The organism is Alteromonas infernus, assembly GCF_902705815.1.
Window position 1 is genome coordinate 35,068 of the sequence record NZ_CACSIG010000003.1, and the last position, 20,238, is coordinate 55,305.

Here is a 20,238-nt window from a genome sequence, read left to right on the forward strand (position 1 = left end):
ATGACAAGTGCTCGGCTTATACGCATAAAAAGCATGAAGCACTTTTCGCTCTGGAGATCACCTGTGAACATTGTATTTGCTATTTCAGAAGTTGAAGAATTGGTAAAAACCGGCGGTCTGGCAGATGTTGGAAAGGCGCTCCCACTAGCGCTTAACGCGCTTGGTGACGACGTCACTATTGTCATGCCCTATTATCAAGTACTTGCTGACCAGCTCAACTTACCTACGGTAACTGAACAGCAAACCTTATTTACCGAAGGCCAAGTTTACCACTTTGATATCCGCCATATGCTATGGCACGGCATCCCTGTTTATTTTATCGACTCGCCTGTTCATTTTATGCGCGAGGGGCTTTATGCCAATGCCTTTGAGGGGTATGAAGACAATGGTGAACGCTTTAGTTTCTTCAGCGGCGCTGTACTTCAAACGTTAAAAGCCATTGATACACGAGCAGATGTGATTCACTGTCACGACTGGCACACCGCGATGCTGCCATTTTTGCTCACCTATGAACAATCTGGTTTCTTTAAAGAGACTAAAACCGTCTTCACCATTCACAATGCCGCATTCCAAGGGGTTCATAAGCTGGAAACTATCCCTTTCCTTCGCCACCACCCTCATATTTTAGCGCAAGTACACGGTGGCTATATCAACATGCTGCAAAGCGGTATTGAATTTGCCAGTAAGGTGACCACCGTTAGCCCTAACTATGCCAGAGAGTTACTCACCGACTTAGGCAGCCACGGCCTTCACGAGCGCCTAGTTAATCGCCAAGCTGATTTAAGCGGTATTCTTAACGGGTGTGATTACACCCAGTGGAACCCAGAGACTGACACATTCTTACCTGAGAACTACAGTGTCGATAACCTCCACCCTAAGACATCGTGTAAACGGGTATTGCAGGAAAAGTGTGGTTTACCGCCAAAAGCGGCAGTACCGCTATTAGGTATGGTTTGCCGCCTGACAGAACAAAAGGGCTTTGCCTATATCCTACCTATATTGGATGATTTAATTAAACACAATATTCAAATGGTCATTGTGGGGACGGGCGACCCAAAAGTGTGTATGGATCTTGGGGAATTTGCACAGCAACACCCCGACCAATTTGCATTTATTAACGGCTTTAGTTCAGAGCATGCACATTTAGTTGAAGCGGGTGCAGACTTCTTCCTTATGCCTTCTCAATTTGAACCTTGTGGGCTCAATCAAATGTACAGCTTAGCGTACGGTACAATACCTATCGTTCGTTCTGTGGGTGGCCTAAAAGACACGGTTATTGACTACAGTAACAGCGACAATGGCACCGGCTTTGTGTTTGACGACCCTACACCACATGCCCTGCTATCCTGCATTCGCCGTGCTTTGCTGGCATTTTATGAAGATGCAGGGAAATTCAGAGAAATGCAGCAACGGGGAATGCGCACACGGTTTACTTGGGAAGCCGCCGCAAAAGACTATCAGCAACTCTATGCATCAACACAGCACTAGCGGTCTCAGCCTATATTAATTATTGTTTATGGGCTTCTTTCTTTTTGCACAATTTTGCGCCACTATTGATGTATGGACGACGCGGATGGACCTAACGCCAAAACGGATATGACAGATAAAGCCGTCAAGCTTTCGATAAAAAGCCTTTTTCTTTGGGTGGTAATGTCAATTACCACTTTCTCCCTTGCGGTGCTGTCTAGCCTTGCCGTTTACACACAAATTAAAACCTACCGTCACGAACTTGAATCTAATGCGCTCATGCTTGCGAAACTTGTCGCCAGAAGCGCAGCGACATACCTTTACGACGAGACACCGGAACGTATTGAAGCAGCCTTAAGCAACCTTACTACGGCCGAACACGTGCTAAACGCTCATGTTTATAAGGCGCAAAACAAGTCGTTAGCGCCTCAAATTTTTGCTTCATATAATAAAGAAGGCCAGTTATTACTGGGTGGCAAAGAAAACCAGTTGTCAGCACTTTTTATGGCGCCTCAACTGGCAGATAACGGTAAGTACCTAGAGCTAAGCACCAAGGTGTTCGACACAGAAACCAACATCTCATTAGGCTGGGTTTATTTAAGGGTATCGTCTGACAACTTTAATCAGCTTGTTGGAAAGTCTATTTGGCTTAATTTGGCGGTAGCACTCGCGCTATTGGCCATTAGTTTTTATTCGGCGGTGCGAATGCAGCGCATTGTTACCGGGCCTGTGGAAAATATAGCGAATTTCTTACAGCGTACTTCTCGGCAACGAGATTATTCCGCGCGAGCCAGCGGCTCGACAATCAAAGAACTAGATATTCTTGCTGACGCCGTTAATGTCATGCTGTATCGCATGCAGGAGTATATGCAAAAGCAACGGGAAGCCGAAGAACAGCATCGCAAGCTTAATGCTAGCCTTGAAGATATGGTTAGCCATCGTACCACTGCCTTAAAGGACGCTAATCAAGAGTTAATCCAAACGCTAGAAAAGCTTCACCAGTTCCAGCGCCAAATTGTACAAAATGAAAAAATGGCGTCACTTGGTGATATGGTGGCGGGGGTCGCTCATGAGGTAAACACCCCCATCGGTTTAGGCGTCACTGCGTCGACCATGATGTTAGACAGATTAGCCGTTATTCAAAAAGATTTTGAAAATAAAACGCTAAAAGCGAGCGCAATGAAGCGTTTTTTAGATGAGAGTAATGAAAACTTAAACATCATTTATCGCAATTTGAACAGAGCTGCCGAGCTTATTAGCAGTTTTAAGCAAGTTGCAGTCGATCAAACGTCAGAAACTAGCCGAAGTTTTTGCGTTGTACAGCTAGTTAATGAGATACTACTGTCATTGCAGCCTCGACTCAAAAAAATTAAAACACAACATCAACGTAAATTGCGACCCTACCCTTAGCGTTGAAACGAAGGCTGGCCCAATAAACCAAATCTTGATTAACCTGATTATGAATTCAGTTATTCATGGGTTTGAATCTATGGAAAAAGGCACGATTGATATTCGTGTCGAGTTGGTGAGTAACAATAAGCTCAAGCTTGTTTATACCGATAATGGTAAAGGCATTCCCCCTGAAATTCGCAAGCGAATATTCGACCCCTTCGTGACAACAAAGCGTGGGCAAGGTGGTTCGGGATTGGGGATGCACTTGGTATACAACTTGGTAACGCAAGCCCTCAACGGTTCAATATCAATTACCGGCGAAGAAGGTGATGGCGTGGAATTTGTAATAATATTCCCCGTTGTTAATGCGAAAACCTCAGAATAGTTGTATAAAGTATGAACTTTTCTTGATTTTTATTGGCTAACCCCAATACCTAAACAGTAAGAATATTCACAAGTTGCTTGCAATCAAGTGCATGAATATTAAACTTTAACCAGTTAGTTGCTTAAATCGTATTTTAGAAAGAGTGTAGAACACCATGCAGACGCCAAATGTGTTAATTGTTGAAGATGAAGTGGTAACCCGTACCACGCTTAAGAGTTTGTTTGAAGCGGAAGGGTATAATGTATTTGAAGCCGAAAACGGCGATCAAATGCATGATTTCTTCGAGAATCACGCTATCAATTTGGTTATCATGGATATTAACCTACCTGGAAAGAACGGCTTGATTCTAGCGCGTGAAGTTCGCGACCGTAAAAATGTTGGCCTTATCTTCCTAACGGGCAGAGATAACGATGTTGACCGTATCTTAGGTCTTGAAATCGGCGCAGACGATTACCTGACAAAGCCGTTCAACCCACGTGAATTAACTATTCGCGCGCGCAACTTACTGTCTCGCACAACCAACTCTTCAGAAGACGACGATTTACCAAGCCGTGTAAACTTTAACGGTTGGACGCTTGATGGTGACAGCCGTTCTTTGATTTCACCTAACGGTAAAGAGTTCCGCTTACCGCGTAGTGAATTCCGCGCACTACACCTGTTCCTTAGCAATCCAGGTAAAATCCTTACTCGTGAACAGCTCATCATGGAAATGACAGGTCGTGAGCTTCGTCCTAACGACCGTACGGTAGACGTAACCATTCGCCGTATTCGTAAACACTTCGAGTCAGACCCGACAGATGAAGAGTTGATCGTAACCATTCACGGTGAAGGCTACCGCTTCTGCGGTCAGGTTGATGGTTAACCATCACATATTAAAAGTCGCTAGCCCTCTTTGAGAGCCGGTTCAAGAATAATTAAAAAAGCCGCTACAACAATGTAGCGGCTTTTTTGTGGGTATGCATTTCGTCAATGGCTAAATTGAGCTCAACTTCATTACCTGTTGAGTAATACCGCTCAACAGGCTCATTACGCTTCCTAAACGTGCATCATACCTTCGCACAGAATGTCACCGAATAACGGTAACACTTCTCTTCTATCAAGAAGGCTTTATGCGTGCTAGGGCTCCACGAGTCGTCGCCGCCCACGCCCATATGTGCATGGTCAATATACACAAACACACAGTCTTGCGGCATGAGATCGCTAGTATGCTTTGCAGTATCTAGCTGCGCTTGGCCGTACTCGCTTACACTAAAGCAAAACTGCCCGTTCACTCTTAGCCCACTAATATCTAATTGTTTACAGTCACTACGCAAACCGTTGTCAGTAGGAAATATATAGTGTGTTTGCAAATCGGCTATCGACAACGAGTGCTCACCAAAACGCGCTGCCGCTTTCCTGTCTGGGTAATTTTCAAAAGGCCCTAGCCCTTGCCATGTAACGCGCATTCGCTCTTGCTCGTTGCTACGGGGCGCCGGTACCGCGGCTTGCAAACCAATTCGAGGCATGGGCGGTAAACTATCATCCAATAACACTTCTACCTCTACGGTTAACGCTGCCTGGTGGTTAATGGTGTAAACCCACTTGGTTGCGGCAATGAGCTTGTCGTTATAATGATACTCAAATAACGACGTTATGCGCACATCAAAGGTACCCTGCTCTACGTCTACACTGGTGCAGATGCGGTCCCACTTTCCAATACCAGCACGGCGCCAGCGCGACTCCCATGCATTTGGGTCGGGGTTATCAACTTCACTTACACCAATATCGTTATCAAGCGGGGCTCTAAAAAAGTTATCTTCTAGCGGTGCGCTGAGCGTCTCGCTATCTTCATGTAGCCACGAGGTTAAAAGCCCACTTTCGCTATTAAAACTAAATACGTTATTTTTCACACTGACTAACAAGGTGGTGTTTTCTGCCTTGACCGTCACTCCAGACTCAGCATTTTCATTTGCGACGTTAGCGGTTGAGACAAAAGGAATTAGCCCGTGTTTGTTAGCTAGCGCAAGCTGCGCGGTATCGATAACATGGCCTGCCTTCGCCCATGCACAGTCGTTAGCAAATACAACGTCGATATTTAGGTGATAGAGTGCGCCGGCTTTAAAATTGATTTCGGGCGCGATACTAACGGTTTGGGCTTGCTGTGGTGCAACATAAATGGGGCACTCCCCTTCTATGATGGGTTTACCATTCTCTAACACCTGCCAGCGAAGCAGCTCATTATCGGTATGTCTAAACAGGTAGTCACTCTTTACACTAAGCTGCCACTTGTCAGTCTCTTCCGTTAACGAAAAGCTTAGGTGTTGCTGACAATATTTCGCTTCAAATAAATGCGGGTGTGGGGTTCTGTCAGGGAATAACAGCCCGTTGATACAAAACTGTCTGTCGTTGTCGGTATCGCCAAAGTCACCGCCGTAAGCCCAGAATGCGTCGCCGCTATCAGTGTGTTTCGTCAGCCCTTGGTCAACCCAGTCCCAAATAAAGCCGCCTTGAAGACGTGGATAGTCTTTGAAGGCTTTCCAATACTCATCAAAACTCCCCAAACTATTCCCCATAGCATGGGCGTATTCGCATAAAATAACGGGCCGGTTTTCACCAGGTAGCGACAGCCATTTTTTTATTGCCCATTTAGGCACAGCGTCGTCTTCTACGTCAGTATCTACACGTGCATACATAGGCGCTATGATATCGCTAGCCGTAGTGTCGGCACCGCCACCTTCATATTGAACAGGCCGAGACGGGTCGAAAGATTTTGCCCAGCCATACATGGCATCATGCGTAGGGCCATGACCACATTCATTGCCTAACGACCAGATGATAATACTGGGGTGGTTTTTATCGCGTTCTACCATTTGGGTAAAACGCGCCATGTAAGCGCCAGCCCATAGCGGGTCGCGGGACAGCCGCCCCATTGGAAACATACCGTGGGTTTCGATATTGGCTTCATCAACCACATAAAGCCCGTATTCATCACAAAGTTCATACCAGCGAGGGTGATTAGGATAATGCGCAGTGCGCACCGCATTGAAGTTGTTCTGTTTTAAAAGCTTAATGTCTTCAAGCATGTCATCTTCGTTGATGGCATGGCCTTTTGCTTGATGGTGTTCATGACGATTTACACCGCGAATAAGCACAGCCTTGCCGTTAACAAGAAGCTGCCCATTTTTCATTTCAACATTTCGGAAACCCACGTTGTAGGCTTCACGGTCTATCACATTACCGCTATCATCAATCAGCGATACAACAATGCGATAAAGGTAAGGGGTTTCTGCTGTCCAGTGTTTTGGCTCTTTAACTTCTAGGGTTTGAAAGACGACATCGTCCCACCCGCCTTTCTCGTCGACACGCTTATTGTTGGTGCCCGTAACGATTTGTTCGGTAACAGCCGTATCACCATCGAAAAGCTGAATACCTACTTTGCAGCGTAACTGCGCTTTAATTGACGTTCGAACAGACACAGTAGCGTCGCGATAACAAGCATCTAGCGTGGGCGTAACAAACACATCTTGAATGTGCTGACGTGGCTTTGTAATTAAACTTACATCACGGAAAATACCACTTAGCCACCACATGTCTTGATCTTCTAAGTAGCTGCCGTCAGACCACCTGATGACCATGGCCGCTAAGCGGTTCTCGCCCTCGACCAACAAATTGGATATGTCGAATTCTGCCGGTAAACGACTATCTTGCGAATAGCCAACATACTCACCGTTACACCATAAGTGGAAGGCGCTGTTCACCCCCTCAAATACAATGTGGTTGCGTTGAGATAACTGCGCGCTGGTTACGCTAAACGTGGTTCGGTAGCATCCGGTAGGGTTTTCACTGGGTACTATCGGTGGGTTTACCGGGAAAGGATACTTAACGTTGCAGTAAATAGGTTTATCGTAGCCCTTTAGTTGCCAGTTTGAGGGCACAACAATGGGTTGCCATTTTGCCTGCTCTTCGGCACTTAATGTAGCGGCCAGTAGATTTTCGGGCACCTGTTCAGGCGCGTCGAACAAACAAAAGTCCCATTCTCCATTTAAAAGGTACTTTTGCGCATTGGCGTTATGTAGGGCATCTTCTAACGTTTTATAACCGTGATGTGGGCTGTGGCCGCCTACTCGGTTTCTCTGAAATACCACGGGGTTTTGCCAATCGTTTTGAGCCACTATCTGCGCAACGGTTTTCATTTCGTATCCTTTCTATTATCAATAGTTGGAATATAGCGAAGTTTTCCCTTTTACTTTATGCTCTAATCTTTCATCTATTTATCCAAAGCTATCATTTAACGTTTATGCAACTTCCCTTTAGAGACATAGTAGATATTGGCCCGCGCTGCTTTGAACGGTTTATTGATAGCAGTAATGCGCCAGAGATCAGCGATATAGAAATAGAGCTTGCTGGATGCTCTAACTTATCAGGTAATTATACCGTAGGACGTATTTCCCCGCCCAATCACACCTTGTTTTACAGTATAAATGGGGAGGGCAAATTTCGAACGCCATCGGGCGAGTTCGCTTTGCACGAAGGGCAGCTTATCGTCTTGCCGGCCAATCAAAGCTTTGAAGTGAGTATTGTTAGCGCAAAGTGGGACATCATTTGGGTAAACCTAGCCGACACGGAGCGCTGGAAAGCATTCGAGAAAGATTGCGCAGTTGTAGTAGATAATGCGGCATTAGAGGGCCTGCACCACGCTATGGAGCTCTTATATTTAGAGCGCGATAGTGAAAACCGGCGGGCCGCAACAACGATAGTTTCAAGCTACCTTTGTCGAATTATTGATGTGTATATAGGGCACACACACCCCAATGACGAAAAAGAAAGACGTCAAATCAACAGGCTTAATAGCTTATTTTCTGCTGTAGACAAGCAACTGCAGTTTGATTGGGATATGAAAAGCTTAAGCGAAAAGGCGCACTATTCCGCGCCCCACCTTCACAGACTTTGTTTACAAGCCTTTGGACGGAGCCCGAAACAGCACGTTATTCATTTGCGAATGTTACGCGCCAAAAGTTTATTGCTAAGTACGCAGTGGCCCGTTTCATATATTGCCAATTACGTGGGTTATGCCAACGTATTTACGTTTTCAAAAAGCTTTAAAAAGTCGACAGGGCTGTCGCCTTCTGCGTTTCGTTGTAACAACACGTGATAGCTTATATTTCAGCGGTTTTATCTACAACCTTCTTTGCGTTATAGATAAAACCTGTATTTAGAAAAACGAGCTAGTTCTAACTACCCGCTATTTTCATTTGGTCAATTAGCACTGAGCCCGTCTGTACGCTGCCGCGTACATCCTTTTCAGCACCAATCGCGACAATGCCTTTAAACATGTCTTTAAGGTTACCGGCAATGGTTACCTCATGTACGGGGTACTGAATGATACCATTTTCAACCCAATACCCTGCCGCGCCGCGTGAGTAGTCACCGGTCACACCATTAACGCCCTGCCCCATAAGCTCGGTCACAAATAGCCCTGTGCCCATTTCTTTAAGAAGGTCAGCGTCGCTATGCCCCGTATCACCTACTAGCCAGTTGTGAATACCACCGGCATGACCATTGGAGCGGGTATTAAGTTTGCGCGACGAATAAGTGGTGTAAAGGTATGTAGCCAACTGCCCTGCGTCGACAATCGTCATGTCAGCACACGCCACGCCTTCGTTATCGAAGCTTGAACTAGCTAAGCCGCCTTTAATAAGCGGGCGCTCTTCAATATTCAACCATTCGGGAAATACCTGTTTACCCAAGCTATCGAGTAAGAAGCTTGAACGACGGTACAAGCTACCCCCACTAATGGCACCTACATAATGACCAAACAAACTAGATGCGATATCCCGATGTAAAAGCACAGGTACATTTGCTGTGTTAATTTTACGGGCGCCTAAGCGGTCTACCGTGGCTTTTGCGGCATCGATACCTACCGAGGCTGCCGATTGAAGCAGTGAAGACTTGCGGCTTACGGTGTAGGCATAATCGCGCTGCATGTCGTCATCTTGTGCGCCAATGACCATACAGCTTAAAGAATAGCGGCTGCTAGGGTAACCTGCGTTTATACCATGGGTATTGCCATAAACGCGCATACCTAAATTTGCATTATACGACGCGCCATCTGAATTGGTAATGCGAGAGTCGTAATCCATTGCTGCTTTTTCAGCCTCAATGGTAGTTTTAATGGCTTTTTCCGTATCTAGCTCTTCAGGGTGATACAGCTCTAAATCTGGGAATTCTGTTGCAATAAGGTCGGCATCGGCCAAACCTGTGCACGGATCTTCACTGGTATAGCGTGCAATATCTACGGCTTTTTCTACCGCTAATGTTAATGCTGCTTTGCTTAGATCAGCAGTAGAAGCACTGCCTTTTCGCTTGCCTACATATACGCTAATACCTAGGCCACCGTCGTTGGTAAACTCAACGTTTTCAACTTCTTGCATACGTGAAGATACGGCAATGCCTTGCACTTTTGACATGCTGGCTTCGGCTTGCGTAGCGCCTTTTGAAACGGCTAATTTTAGTACATCATCTACGACATTTTGAATGTCGGCTAACTGCTGCTCAATTTGCATAGTAAGTTTCGCTGTCTTAATTCGACTGTGATAGTTACAATTTAGCTAAAGTGTAACACTAATGAGTTTGAAATGAGTGATCAGAAATACAATTCTCCTGAAGATCCTTACTTCGAAGATGCGCAAGCAGATGAGTTCGAAGAGGAAGAGTTTGTCAGTAAAACTGAGCTAAAACGCCAAGCGAAAGAGCTTCACAAGCTAGGTGAAACCTTGGTTAACTTAACTGATGCAAACATTGCCACTATCCCTATGGATGAAGAGCTGGCCGATGCAGTTGCTATTGCCCGTAAGGTAAATAAGAAGAAAGACGGTTACCGCCGCCAGCTTCAGTTTATTGGTAAGGCACTGCGTAATCGCGATACGACTGACATAGAAGAAGCGCTAGCGAAGTTAACGCACCAGCATCAGGCTGCTAACGCGGCTTTCCATGCGTTAGAAAAAGCCCGCGAAGCGGTAATCGAGCAAGGCGACCCGGCAATACAGAAGCTCATCGAACAATATCCTGAGCTAGATAGACAAAAGCTACGCCAATTTCACCGCCAAATTAAAAAAGAGCGTGAAAAGAATGCGCCGCCTAAAGCGTTCAGAGAGTTGTTTCAGTATTTGAAAGACGTTATTCACGAAGAGTGATTAAGCGTCTGAGCCCAGATACAAAAAAGGTTGGTGCAATTGCCCAACCTTTTTATTTTTGAATATAGATCGCGAATTGAGTTCGCCGGGAAAGAAATCTTAGGCTGTGCCGCCCACGGTCAACTCGTCAATTTTAAGCGTGGGCTGGCCAACGCCTACAGGTACGCTTTGACCGTCTTTACCGCACACACCAACGCCCTTATCTAAGGCTGTGTCGTTGCCGATCATTGAGATTTTTTGCATAACCTCTGGGCCGTTACCAATTAAGGTGGCCCCTTTCACTGGCGCGGTAATTTTACCGTTTTCAATAAGGTAAGCTTCAGCGCTAGAGAATACAAATTTGCCCGAAGTAATATCCACCTGCCCGCCAGCAAAGTTCGGCGCGTAAATCCCTTTGTCGATAGAGGCAATAATTTCCTGCGGATCATGTTGGCCTTCCAGCATGTAGGTATTCGTCATACGGGGCATAGGCAAGTGGGCGTAAGATTCACGACGACCGTTACCGGTGGGTGCAACACCCATTAGTTTCGCATTGTGCTTATCTTGCATGTAGCCTTTAAGAATACCGTCTTCAATTAGCACGTTATGAGCCGTTGGCGTACCTTCATCATCTACTGATAACGAGCCACGACGGTCGTTTAATGTACCATCATCTACCACAGTTACGCCTTTGGCTGCTACTCGCTCGCCAATACGCCCACTAAACGTTGACGCACCTTTACGGTTGAAGTCACCTTCAAGGCCGTGCCCGACGGCTTCGTGTAGCAATACACCAGGCCAACCGTTTCCTAATACCACAGGCATAGCGCCTGCAGGCGATGCCACAGACTGCATGTTAACACGCGCCATGTGAAGCGCGTCATCGGCTAGTTGTTCAAAGTAAGGTTTACCATTTTCGTCCTGTTTAAAGAACGAATAGGCATAACGGCCGCCAGCGCCGGCTGAACCGCGCTCGCGTCTATCACCTTGCTCTAACAATACTGAGCAGTTTAAGCGCACCAGAGGGCGAATATCGGTCGCTAACGTGCCATCACTACCAGCAACTAAAATCTCTTCATATACACCGCTTAAGCTTACCACTACCTGATTGGCAGAAGGCTCTTGCTTGCGAATGTAAGCGTCTACCGCTTTTAGTAAGCCAATCTTTTCCGCATCTTGCATAGCAAGAATGGGGTTATTTTCGCTGTAACGGGCCTCAACGGGCTTATGGCCCAGCGCTGCAACCTGCTGCGTACCACCGCTTGGTGCGATACCTCGGGCTGCTTTGCACGCTTTAGTTAACGCTTCTTCGCTTATTTCATCAGAATAAGCGAACCCCGTTTTTTCGCCGCTAATGGCGCGAACGCCTACACCGCGCTCAATGTTGTAGCTACCTTCTTTGATAATGCCGTCTTCTAGCACCCAACTTTCGTGCTGGCTCGACTGAAAATACAAATCGGCATAGTCGGTATCGTGGCGGTGAATGGTCGCTAGCGCGCGCTCTAGCTTAGTAATATCTAGGCCTGAGTCAGATAATAAATGACGCTCAACAGATTTAGACAAAATGACTCCTGAATCGGTTATGTTCGGCAACCGGCATATTCTGTTTAATGGTTTCTCTTTCTGCAATATCTACGCTAGCCGACACAAACCCTGTTTCGGTTTTGCGTTCCCCAAGCGTATCGCCCCACGGCGACAAGATAATACTGTGTCCGTAAGTTTCGCGGCCATTTTGGTGTACGCCGCTCTGGTTGGGGGCTACCACATAGCACTGCTTTTCAATGGCTCTGGCTTTAAGTAAAGCGTGCCAATGAGCCTCGCCGGTGCGTTGGGTAAAAGCCGCGGGCAGTACCAAAATATCAATATCGCCCATTGCAGAAAACAACCCTGGAAAGCGTACATCATAGCACACCGCAAGCCCAATGTTGCCAATTGGCGTTCGAACAGTGACTACCTCATTACCTGCTTCTGTGGTAGCAGATTCTTTATAGCTGCCTGTATTGTCGTTTACCGATACGTCGAACATATGAATTTTACGGTAATCAGCCAAAAGCTCGCCATTCGGACCAAATAACATACAAGCAGCAGAAAATTTATCAGGGTTTTGTGTTTTTACCGGAAACGTCCCTGACACAATGTAACATTGATGCTGCTTAGCAAGCGCCGATAAACGTTGCTGTATTATCCCATCGCCTTTTACTTCAGCTACCGCTAATTGACCTTTGTCTTTGCCGCCAAAACACGCAAAGCACTCCGGTAACACGACCAGGCTATCTCTCTCGATACGCGCTGTTGCCATTTCTTTTTCGACAATATTCAGGTTTTCTTCCACATGTGGCGTGGATGTCATTTGTAGTGCAACTAAGTTAACCATCGATCACCTCCATTTTAAGCCTGCGTACATCATCTTCCGTTAATGGCCTGTCTTGGGGATTGGCAGGTGCAGGCGCATTTTGTGCAGGCAAACTGATGTCTTTGCTATTGCGTTCAACCTCATCGAACTTAGGATCTTTTATGGTGCCTGTCACGCGATAGTTCACATTTGAGATGACTTTCGCCGACGTTAATACCTGATCAATAGCAAGGGCTGCCAGTGCTGTAGGTGGCGTTGCCAAGAAATAAACTAAAAAGGGCAGATTACCCGTCACGTTTGGCGCAAATGACACGTTATAATTTAGGCCGCCGGTATTGAGGTCGGTAAAGCCCGTTATTTCAATTTCACCGGCCCCACCGTCAATTTCAGTATCATCGGTATAGGCTTTCCCGTTTACAACCTTAAGGGTTCCGCCCATATCATCGTAAAAGAAGCCTTTAGCAAAGACATCTCTAAAATCGAGGCTTAACTTTCTGACCAGCGAGTTAAGGCTAAAGAGTGTAAAGATACGTGAGCCCTGATCACTAAGCTCGGTCAAATAACCATCTGACAGCGACCATTCTACGTCACCGTTTAACGCTTCAAACCCGAAATCCATTGGCGCGTTAGGCCAGCTAATATCAAACTTAACCTCTGCGCTCGAGTCTTTTATGCCAGACTCTACACCATACTCTTTAAGCATTTGGCCTACATCCGGCGACGTTAGCGAGCCTTTTATCGCACTTTGTATATCCCGACCAACATGCTTCCAGTAACCGCTTGCGGTAATGTTAGTATCATCCGACCTCACTAAAAGCTGGCGAATGGCTAACCCGTTATCTTCCTTCGCAATATCTAGCGTAATCTCCCCAAAATCTATACCGTGTACACCGCAGCTTTGGCAGTAAAAATAAATAGGCGGCAACGTGTTGGGGTCAATATCATACGGCGATTCATCGTCTGAAGCGGCCTGATTGTTGGTAACAACCGGCGGAATCTGTGAGGTATCTGCGGTCGTTGAGGTGGCAATGTTTTCACCCGGTTTTTCTAGCGATAAATAATCGGCATTTATCTCGATACCTTGTTGTTCTAAATCGCTGTTAATACGAACGGTAGCGCGCGCCTGTGGCGAGGTTAAATTTAAAATCCAATCTCTATCGCGCTCTGTGGCATTAAGCTCAGCATCTTTAATACTGTGGCCCGCAAAATTGAGTTTTTCAGCTTTGGCGAAAATGCGTGATGGGGTGCCAAACAAATTAACCTGTTTCTCATCTTTTTGCGCAGTATTAACCCTCGTAAGTTCAGCGTTCGATTTTTGCTTATCCGCTTTACCTTTGCCAGAAAGCAGCATATTAATCGTGCTAAACCACTCTTGTACATCGGCTTCAGCTAAATTTGCGCTAATGCTAAACCCAGTCCCTATGTTGGCAATGTCGCTCTCGCCTAACGCTAAATGTGCGCGGGAGAATTGCATTTCTTTATGCGGCAGAACACCGTCAAAACGAATGCGCTCTCCTAGTCTCGCTTCGATGTTTGACGCTTTACCGTTACCTTCACTGACAATAGATAAAGGGAGGCTGGTGCCTGCAGGCGTATCAAATGGAGCAGGTAACACACTTTGTGTTGCCGTTAGGTCAGCTTTCAAATTGGCGGTGTAGGAAAAACTGCTATTAGACAGCGTAAGATCAACAACGGTTTTCCAGTCACTTTCCCCATCAATATAATCAGTGAGGTCTGTATTCACGTAGTTTGCAAGGGGGTGCACGTGCCAGCGGCCCCCTAATTCAACATGAAGGTCGTAAGTGTCCCCTTGCCTTCCACTTAAGGAGAGCGCTACAGGCTGCTTGAGAAACCGTGCTTGTAGCGCATTGGCGTCGATATTCCCGTTGGTAAAGGTCACATCGCCTGATGCGTTGTCGAAAAGCATTTTGGTGCTAGCGATATAGACGGGGTTATTCGACAAATGCGCAGTACCCGATGCTACCACGTCCTTGCCTTTAAATGGAATATCTAGCTTAATATCTGCCGAGAGTGGGCCACTAATTTGCACTTCATTGTTAAGCACATTACCTAAGGACTTTTGCAACGAGGAGTTCATCATTAAGTCGGTTAATGCGTCTCCCGTTCCCTCGCCTGTCGCATAAATCGCTAAACGAGCACCTGGCTTAAAGCTTGGAATGGCAGCCGACATATTGCTTATTTTCATATCCGCTAAGGTGGCGCTAGGACTTTCCATTACCAGTGCATTGTTTACGAAATATAGCGAAAGGTCTAAATCGTTCAGTGCAGGCCAATCTGGTGCGAAAAGAAAATCGCCATCTTTGATATCCACATAGGCTTGGAAAATTCCTGAGTTGTCTTCAAACGGAAAATCTCGGGTACGTCCATGCCACAGCACGCGAGCATTTTCGATGTCGCCTTTACCAGTAAACGCCCGGGTTAGGTATTTATCTGTGTTTGCCCCCATAACGCCAGCAGGGAAAAGGTCGCTCACTGTATTTAACGCTATCGGGCTTATATCTATATAAAGCGACATAAATCCCGTCGCTGTATTAAGTTTAAACTGCGGCTTAAGGGTAACGGCATCACTATCGACGAGCATATTGTCCCCTTTGACGACCCACTGCTTGTTGGGCTCTTCTGCCGTTTCGGGATAAATATAAAATTGCGAGGTTAGCGCGTTAATCTTGAGGTCTTTTTTGATAACCCCACTCGCGCTTAATACGCTATCAGTGCTTTGTAAGTAAATAGCCCCGTTATTCTTATACCAGAATAGGTCAACATCGAGAGAAGATAACCCCGGTACTTTATTTGTTTTATCCCACTGCAAATCAACTATTTTGGCCGCGAGAGAGGGGGTACCACTGCGCCATTGAAGTTGCAATGTGGCGAGCTCTCCCTTGGGGTTCAGCCCACGTATTTCGTCTTCACCGGTGTCATCCATGAAAAGTGGCAATAGCAATAAAAAGGGATTGATCTGAACAGGCTTAACCGTATTGATGAGCGCGTCGCCATTTGCGCTGATACTACCAATAAGGTCGGTCGTCATTGTCTCGTTACCTGAGTTCAGTACAAGCTGATCTACCCTAACGTTCCAACCGCCACGCTTGCTCTTCTTATTAGGCAGTGCTTGTAAGCTACCGCTACTGATGCCGGTTATCGTTTTTGCACGCCCATCGCCCCACTCTAGCAAGCTGTCATTAAGCTCGGCCTGCACGCTGGTAATTTCATTGTTGGCAAAATTTGCCCACACCTCAAAATTAGCACGACTTTGAGCCAGTGGACGCTTGGTCTTTATCAGGTCGCTAACCCAAGGCGAAATGTCGAGTTCTTCAGCTTTGGCATAAAAGACGCCGTCAAAGTCTTCACGGGTGCCGTTAATATCAATAATGAAAGAGGCTGAGTTTGCCGCTAAATCAGCAACTTTAAGCCGGCCTAAACCTTGATGTCGCTGTTTACGGTTATTCCAGGATAAGCTTTCAATGTCGAAAGAATTGGTCTCGTTAAGATGTGTAATTGACACCGCCCCATCTTCTAACGAAAAGCTTTGTAATTGCTCTAAGAACAAGCGCTCTAACGCGTTAACCACAGGGAAGTTATTTTTGCCACCGCCGGAAAGGCGATCGGCATCGATATCTAGGCGAAGGCCCCGCAATTCAAAACGGGTAGAAGAAATAAGCTGATCGCGCAGTGATTGCCAGAAATCTAATTCAACGTAAATTTGTCGAATGTCTAAGGCAACAGGTGAAGCTTCATCTTTGGCAAGCGATACCGAATTTAGCACAATGCTAGGGCCGCTGCGCTGCCAAACCGCATGCACGCTTTTTATTGATAGGTTTACGCCATACTGCTCATTTATATAGTCTTCCAACAAATGTTTGTTGTGCTCAATATGCGGCAGAGCATAGCGTGCAGCGCTTAATACTAGCGCGAAAAGTACAAGCAATACGGCAAGTAGCAGCCAAAACTTCTTAAGTAGATAAGCGGCTACCGACGAAAAATTTGTCACATTTTGCCTTTGTATACGTTAATGCATTACATCATGACGACGTCGTACTTATCCTGGTTGTACAATGTTTCTGTTTGTACCTTAATTTGTTTAGATACAAATACTTCTAGTTCTGCCAGCATATGAGACTCCTCACCCATTAGGGCTTCTGCCACTTTTGGTGAGGCGTAAACCACAAACTTATCCGCATCGTATGCGCGGTTCACGCGAACGATTTCACGCATTATTTCAAAGCAAATGGTTTCAATGGTTTTAACTGTGCCCCGGCCTTTACACACCGGACATTCGCCGCACAGTATATGCTCTATGCTTTCACGGGTGCGCTTGCGGGTCATTTCAATAAGCCCCAACGCAGTGAAACCGTGAATATTAATTTTGGCTCTATCCTTGTTCGTCGCCACCTCTAATGAATGTAAGACACGTCGTTTATGGTCTGGTTCAATCATATCGATAAAGTCGATAAGGATCATGCCGCCTAAGTTGCGTAATCTTAGCTGACGCGCAATGGCTTGCGTCGCTTCAGTATTGGTATTAAAAATCGTTTCTTCTAAATTACGGTGCCCAACAAAGGCCCCCGTATTGATATCTATCGTGGTCATGGCTTCGGTCTGATCGATAATCAAGTAGCCGCCAGATTTTAAATCAACGCGACGCTCTAATGCCCGTTGCGCTTCGTTTTCAACATCGTACAAGTCGAAGATAGGTCGATCACCGGTGTAGTACTCTAGTTTGCCATTCATCTCTGGCACGTACTCTTTGGTGAACTGGTGAAGCTCATTAAATGATAATTTCGAATCAATGCGAATTCTGTCTAGCTCAGTACCAACAAAGTCTCGCAACACCCGTCGCGCAAGCGGTAAATCTTCATAAAGCACGTTCGACTTACGCTTTTTCATACGAGACTGTATTTTGTCCCACAACCTGCGTAAAAACGCCGCGTCAGACTGGAGTTCATTTTTACCCACACCTTCTGCAGCAGTACGTAGGATAAAGCCTCCGTTTTCATCGCAAAACTCTTGTACCAGCGACTTTAAACGCTCTCGTTCCACTTCTTCTTCAATGCGCTGCGATACGCCAACGTGAGTGACCGACGGCATAAATACGAGGTAACGACTGGGTATGGTGATATCTGTGGTTAAACGCGCGCCCTTGGTGCCGATAGGGTCTTTTACCACTTGAACGACGATGTCTTGGCCATCTCGCACCAACTCGCGGATGTCTTGCTTTTGAATATGGCTTGCCGAGACTTCTTCAGCAATTTCATTGTGAATAACAATATCTGAGGCATGCAAAAATGCTGCTTTTTCAAGGCCAATATCAACGAACGCAGCCTGCATACCAGGCAGTACCCGGCTTACTTTACCGCGATAAATATTACCCACAAGACCGCGTTTTGTATGACGTTCAACGTGTATTTCTTGCAGTATTCCGTTTTCAATAAGCGCTACTCGCGACTCTGACGGGGTAACGTTAATAAGCAGTTCAGCACTCACGACACAACTCCAAATTCGTTGAGTAATTGACGGGTTTCGTAAAGAGGCAAACCGATTACGGCGCTTGCACTGCCATTAATTGAGACCACAAATTCACCGCCAATACCTTGAATAGCGTAACTTCCTGCTTTATCGGCAGGTTCTCCGGTTTCCCAGTATGCGGTAATTTGCTCATCCGTCAATGCTGCAAAAGTTACAGACGTTGTAATGACTTGGGTTTGCTGACGAGTGTTATTCAAAACACTGATAGCTGTTAGCACTTCGTGAGTGTTACCAGAAAGCATCGTGAGAATGCGTTTAGCGTCGGCTTTGTTTTCTGGCTTACCTACGCTTTGACCGTTAAAAGCAATAAGGGTATCGCTGGCTAAAATGACCGTATCGTCAGTCAACGTTTGCTTTGACGCCAACTTCGCTTTCACCGCCTGGCCTTTTTCAGCAGCAAGCCGTGAGACCAGCGACAGTGGCGTTTCGTTCAGGCGCGGCGATTCGTCAATATCGGCGGGTTGTATAGTATGAGCTATGTTCATTTGCTTGAGCAACGCGGTGCGTCTTGGTGATGCCGACGCTAACACTACCGATTTTGTCATTGTCTTACCCTTGGAATTAACAAAAAGGCGTTCGAATTACGAAATAGAAAACTGTCTACGTGTACGTCTAAGTAACCAAAACACCCAAGGCCATAGCACCATAGAAGTTAACACCGGCCATAAATAGTCCACTTGAAAATAAATATCGGTCAGAAGGTGCTGAACCCAAAATGTCATCAGGTGATATAACGATGATAGAAGGCCGATGATAATAGCTTGCTGCCATACGGAATAATTACGCAGCCGTTGGTAATTAGCAGCCAGTATATAAACGCAAATGCTAAGCGCAAAACTGTGGATGCCTAAGGTAGTGCCTACCAAAACATCCATGGCGACACCCGTTAAAAAGGCGATCCCCACGTTCACTCGATGCGGTAACGCCATACTCCAATAGGCCAGCACCACTAATACCCAGTCAGGCCGGTAAAGGTCAACTTGTGTAGGTAGGGGCACAATTTGTAGAACCAGTGCCACTAATAGGCTAATCCAGATCACGAGGTTACGTTTACGCATCGGTCGATTCTTCCTCGTTTACCATCTCGCCCTTGGCCTCATCTTTTACATCGCGCTCAGGGTTAGTTTTTTTCCATAGCAATAGCAGGTGACGAAGCCTGTCTAAGTTCGCCAAAGGCGTGGCTATTACACGGGCAAAGGGGCGGCTTTCATCGCGTACCACTTGGGTAACGGTAGCCACCGGGTAACCTTCGGGAAAAACCTTTCCTAACCCAGAAGAAATAAGCGTATCGCCTTCTTGAATGTCAACGCTGTGCGGAACGTGCTCAAGATATAATTCGTTTAAGGCGCCACTTCCCGTGGCGATAAAACGAATGTCGTTGCGAAGAGAACGGACCGGGATAGCGTGAGTAACGTCAGCAAGCAGTAATACACGGCTGTTTGTTGACCCCACTTCCATTACCTGACCTACAATCCCTTTGTCGTCAATAACCGGTTGAGACGGATAAACCCCGTCTATCGCGCCTTTGTTGATCACCACCTGCTGACTGTAGGGGTTCTTGTCAACGGCCATTAATTCGGCAACCATCTTTCTGGATGACTCACGTACTGGCGCTTGCAGTAACTCTCTAAGCTGTGCGTTTTCTTTTTCAATCACGTCGAATTGCTGAAGCTTTTCGCTCATTAGCAAAAGCTGATTGTTGAGCTTTTGATTTTCGGCCAATAGTTGCTCTTGTGAAGTAAGACGCTGGGCGCTTTCACTTAGCATAAGTCCGGGGAGGTTAGCGATATACTGAAGGGGGCTCATTAAAGAGTTTAGATACACTCGCGTAGATTTGAACCCGTCCATTTTGTGATCGACAAATATCAGCGTTACTGACAACACAAGGGCCAGCGTAAGTCTGATATTTAAGGAAGGACCGCGAGTAAAAATAGTATCCATGATAC

General features: G+C 46.2%; 13 protein-coding genes and 1 pseudogene. 5 read left to right on the forward strand and 9 right to left on the reverse strand.

Annotated elements, in window-relative coordinates; genetic code table 11:
• Nucleotides 1-63: 63 nt before the first annotated feature.
• The 3 genes and pseudogenes from glgA (at nt 64) to arcA (ending at nt 4,106) form a co-directional block, all read left to right on the forward strand.
• Nucleotides 64-1,488, forward strand: a complete 1,425-nt coding sequence (gene glgA / locus ACX5J7_RS00300; protein WP_012516796.1) for a glycogen synthase GlgA — start codon at nt 64-66, stop codon at nt 1,486-1,488.
• A gap of 108 nt (nt 1,489-1,596) precedes the next feature.
• Nucleotides 1,597-3,244 (forward strand): annotated as a pseudogene (locus ACX5J7_RS00305) (ATP-binding protein).
• 154 nt (nt 3,245-3,398) lie between these two features.
• Nucleotides 3,399-4,106, forward strand: a complete 708-nt coding sequence (arcA, locus tag ACX5J7_RS00310) for a two-component system response regulator ArcA (RefSeq protein WP_012516794.1) — start codon at nt 3,399-3,401, stop codon at nt 4,104-4,106.
• Nucleotides 4,107-4,290: 184 nt separating this feature from the next.
• Here the strand turns inward: arcA and ACX5J7_RS00315 are convergent, their stop codons facing one another.
• Nucleotides 4,291-7,416, reverse strand: a complete 3,126-nt coding sequence (locus ACX5J7_RS00315; RefSeq protein ID WP_498705692.1) for a beta-galactosidase — start codon at nt 7,414-7,416, stop codon at nt 4,291-4,293.
• Nucleotides 7,417-7,520: 104 nt separating this feature from the next.
• Between ACX5J7_RS00315 and ACX5J7_RS00320 the strand changes: the two genes are divergently transcribed.
• On the forward strand, nt 7,521-8,375 hold the full coding sequence (locus ACX5J7_RS00320) for an AraC family transcriptional regulator (protein ID WP_474116570.1): 855 nt from the start codon (nt 7,521-7,523) through the stop codon (nt 8,373-8,375).
• Between the two features lie 79 nt (nt 8,376-8,454).
• Here ACX5J7_RS00320 and pmbA read toward each other — a convergent pair whose 3' ends face one another.
• Nucleotides 8,455-9,786, reverse strand: a complete 1,332-nt coding sequence (gene pmbA / locus ACX5J7_RS00325; protein WP_474116571.1) for a metalloprotease PmbA — start codon at nt 9,784-9,786, stop codon at nt 8,455-8,457.
• A gap of 72 nt (nt 9,787-9,858) precedes the next feature.
• Here pmbA and yjgA point away from each other — a divergent pair, with 72 nt between their 5' ends.
• Entirely contained in the window at nt 9,859-10,416 is a 558-nt protein-coding gene (gene yjgA / locus ACX5J7_RS00330; protein WP_012516790.1) for a ribosome biogenesis factor YjgA, read from the forward strand.
• Between the two features lie 99 nt (nt 10,417-10,515).
• Here yjgA and tldD read toward each other — a convergent pair whose 3' ends face one another.
• The 7 genes from tldD to mreC are packed head-to-tail and all read right to left on the reverse strand — an operon-like array spanning nt 10,516 to nt 20,233.
• Nucleotides 10,516-11,958 (reverse strand): metalloprotease TldD, encoded by a 1,443-nt coding sequence (gene tldD / locus ACX5J7_RS00335; protein WP_012516789.1) that lies wholly within the window; start codon nt 11,956-11,958, stop codon nt 10,516-10,518.
• Nucleotides 11,951-12,769 (reverse strand): carbon-nitrogen hydrolase family protein, encoded by an 819-nt coding sequence (locus ACX5J7_RS00340; RefSeq protein WP_474116167.1) that lies wholly within the window; start codon nt 12,767-12,769, stop codon nt 11,951-11,953. Before ACX5J7_RS00340 ends, tldD begins: the two co-directional genes overlap by 8 nt.
• Nucleotides 12,762-16,757, reverse strand: a complete 3,996-nt coding sequence (locus tag ACX5J7_RS00345) for a YhdP family protein (protein WP_498705693.1) — start codon at nt 16,755-16,757, stop codon at nt 12,762-12,764. The genes ACX5J7_RS00340 and ACX5J7_RS00345 overlap by 8 nt, the downstream gene beginning before the upstream one ends.
• Nucleotides 16,758-16,783: 26 nt before the next feature.
• Nucleotides 16,784-18,250, reverse strand: a complete 1,467-nt coding sequence (rng, locus tag ACX5J7_RS00350; protein WP_012516786.1) for a ribonuclease G — start codon at nt 18,248-18,250, stop codon at nt 16,784-16,786.
• Nucleotides 18,247-18,837, reverse strand: coding sequence for a Maf family protein (locus tag ACX5J7_RS00355; RefSeq protein WP_015065988.1), 591 nt, complete (start codon nt 18,835-18,837; stop codon nt 18,247-18,249). The genes rng and ACX5J7_RS00355 overlap by 4 nt, the downstream gene beginning before the upstream one ends.
• A 36-nt stretch (nt 18,838-18,873) precedes the next feature.
• Nucleotides 18,874-19,350, reverse strand: coding sequence for a rod shape-determining protein MreD (gene mreD / locus ACX5J7_RS00360; RefSeq protein WP_012516784.1), 477 nt, complete (start codon nt 19,348-19,350; stop codon nt 18,874-18,876).
• On the reverse strand, nt 19,343-20,233 hold the full coding sequence (mreC, locus tag ACX5J7_RS00365; protein ID WP_015065987.1) for a rod shape-determining protein MreC: 891 nt from the start codon (nt 20,231-20,233) through the stop codon (nt 19,343-19,345). Before mreC ends, mreD begins: the two co-directional genes overlap by 8 nt.
• Nucleotides 20,234-20,238 lie beyond the last annotated feature (5 nt).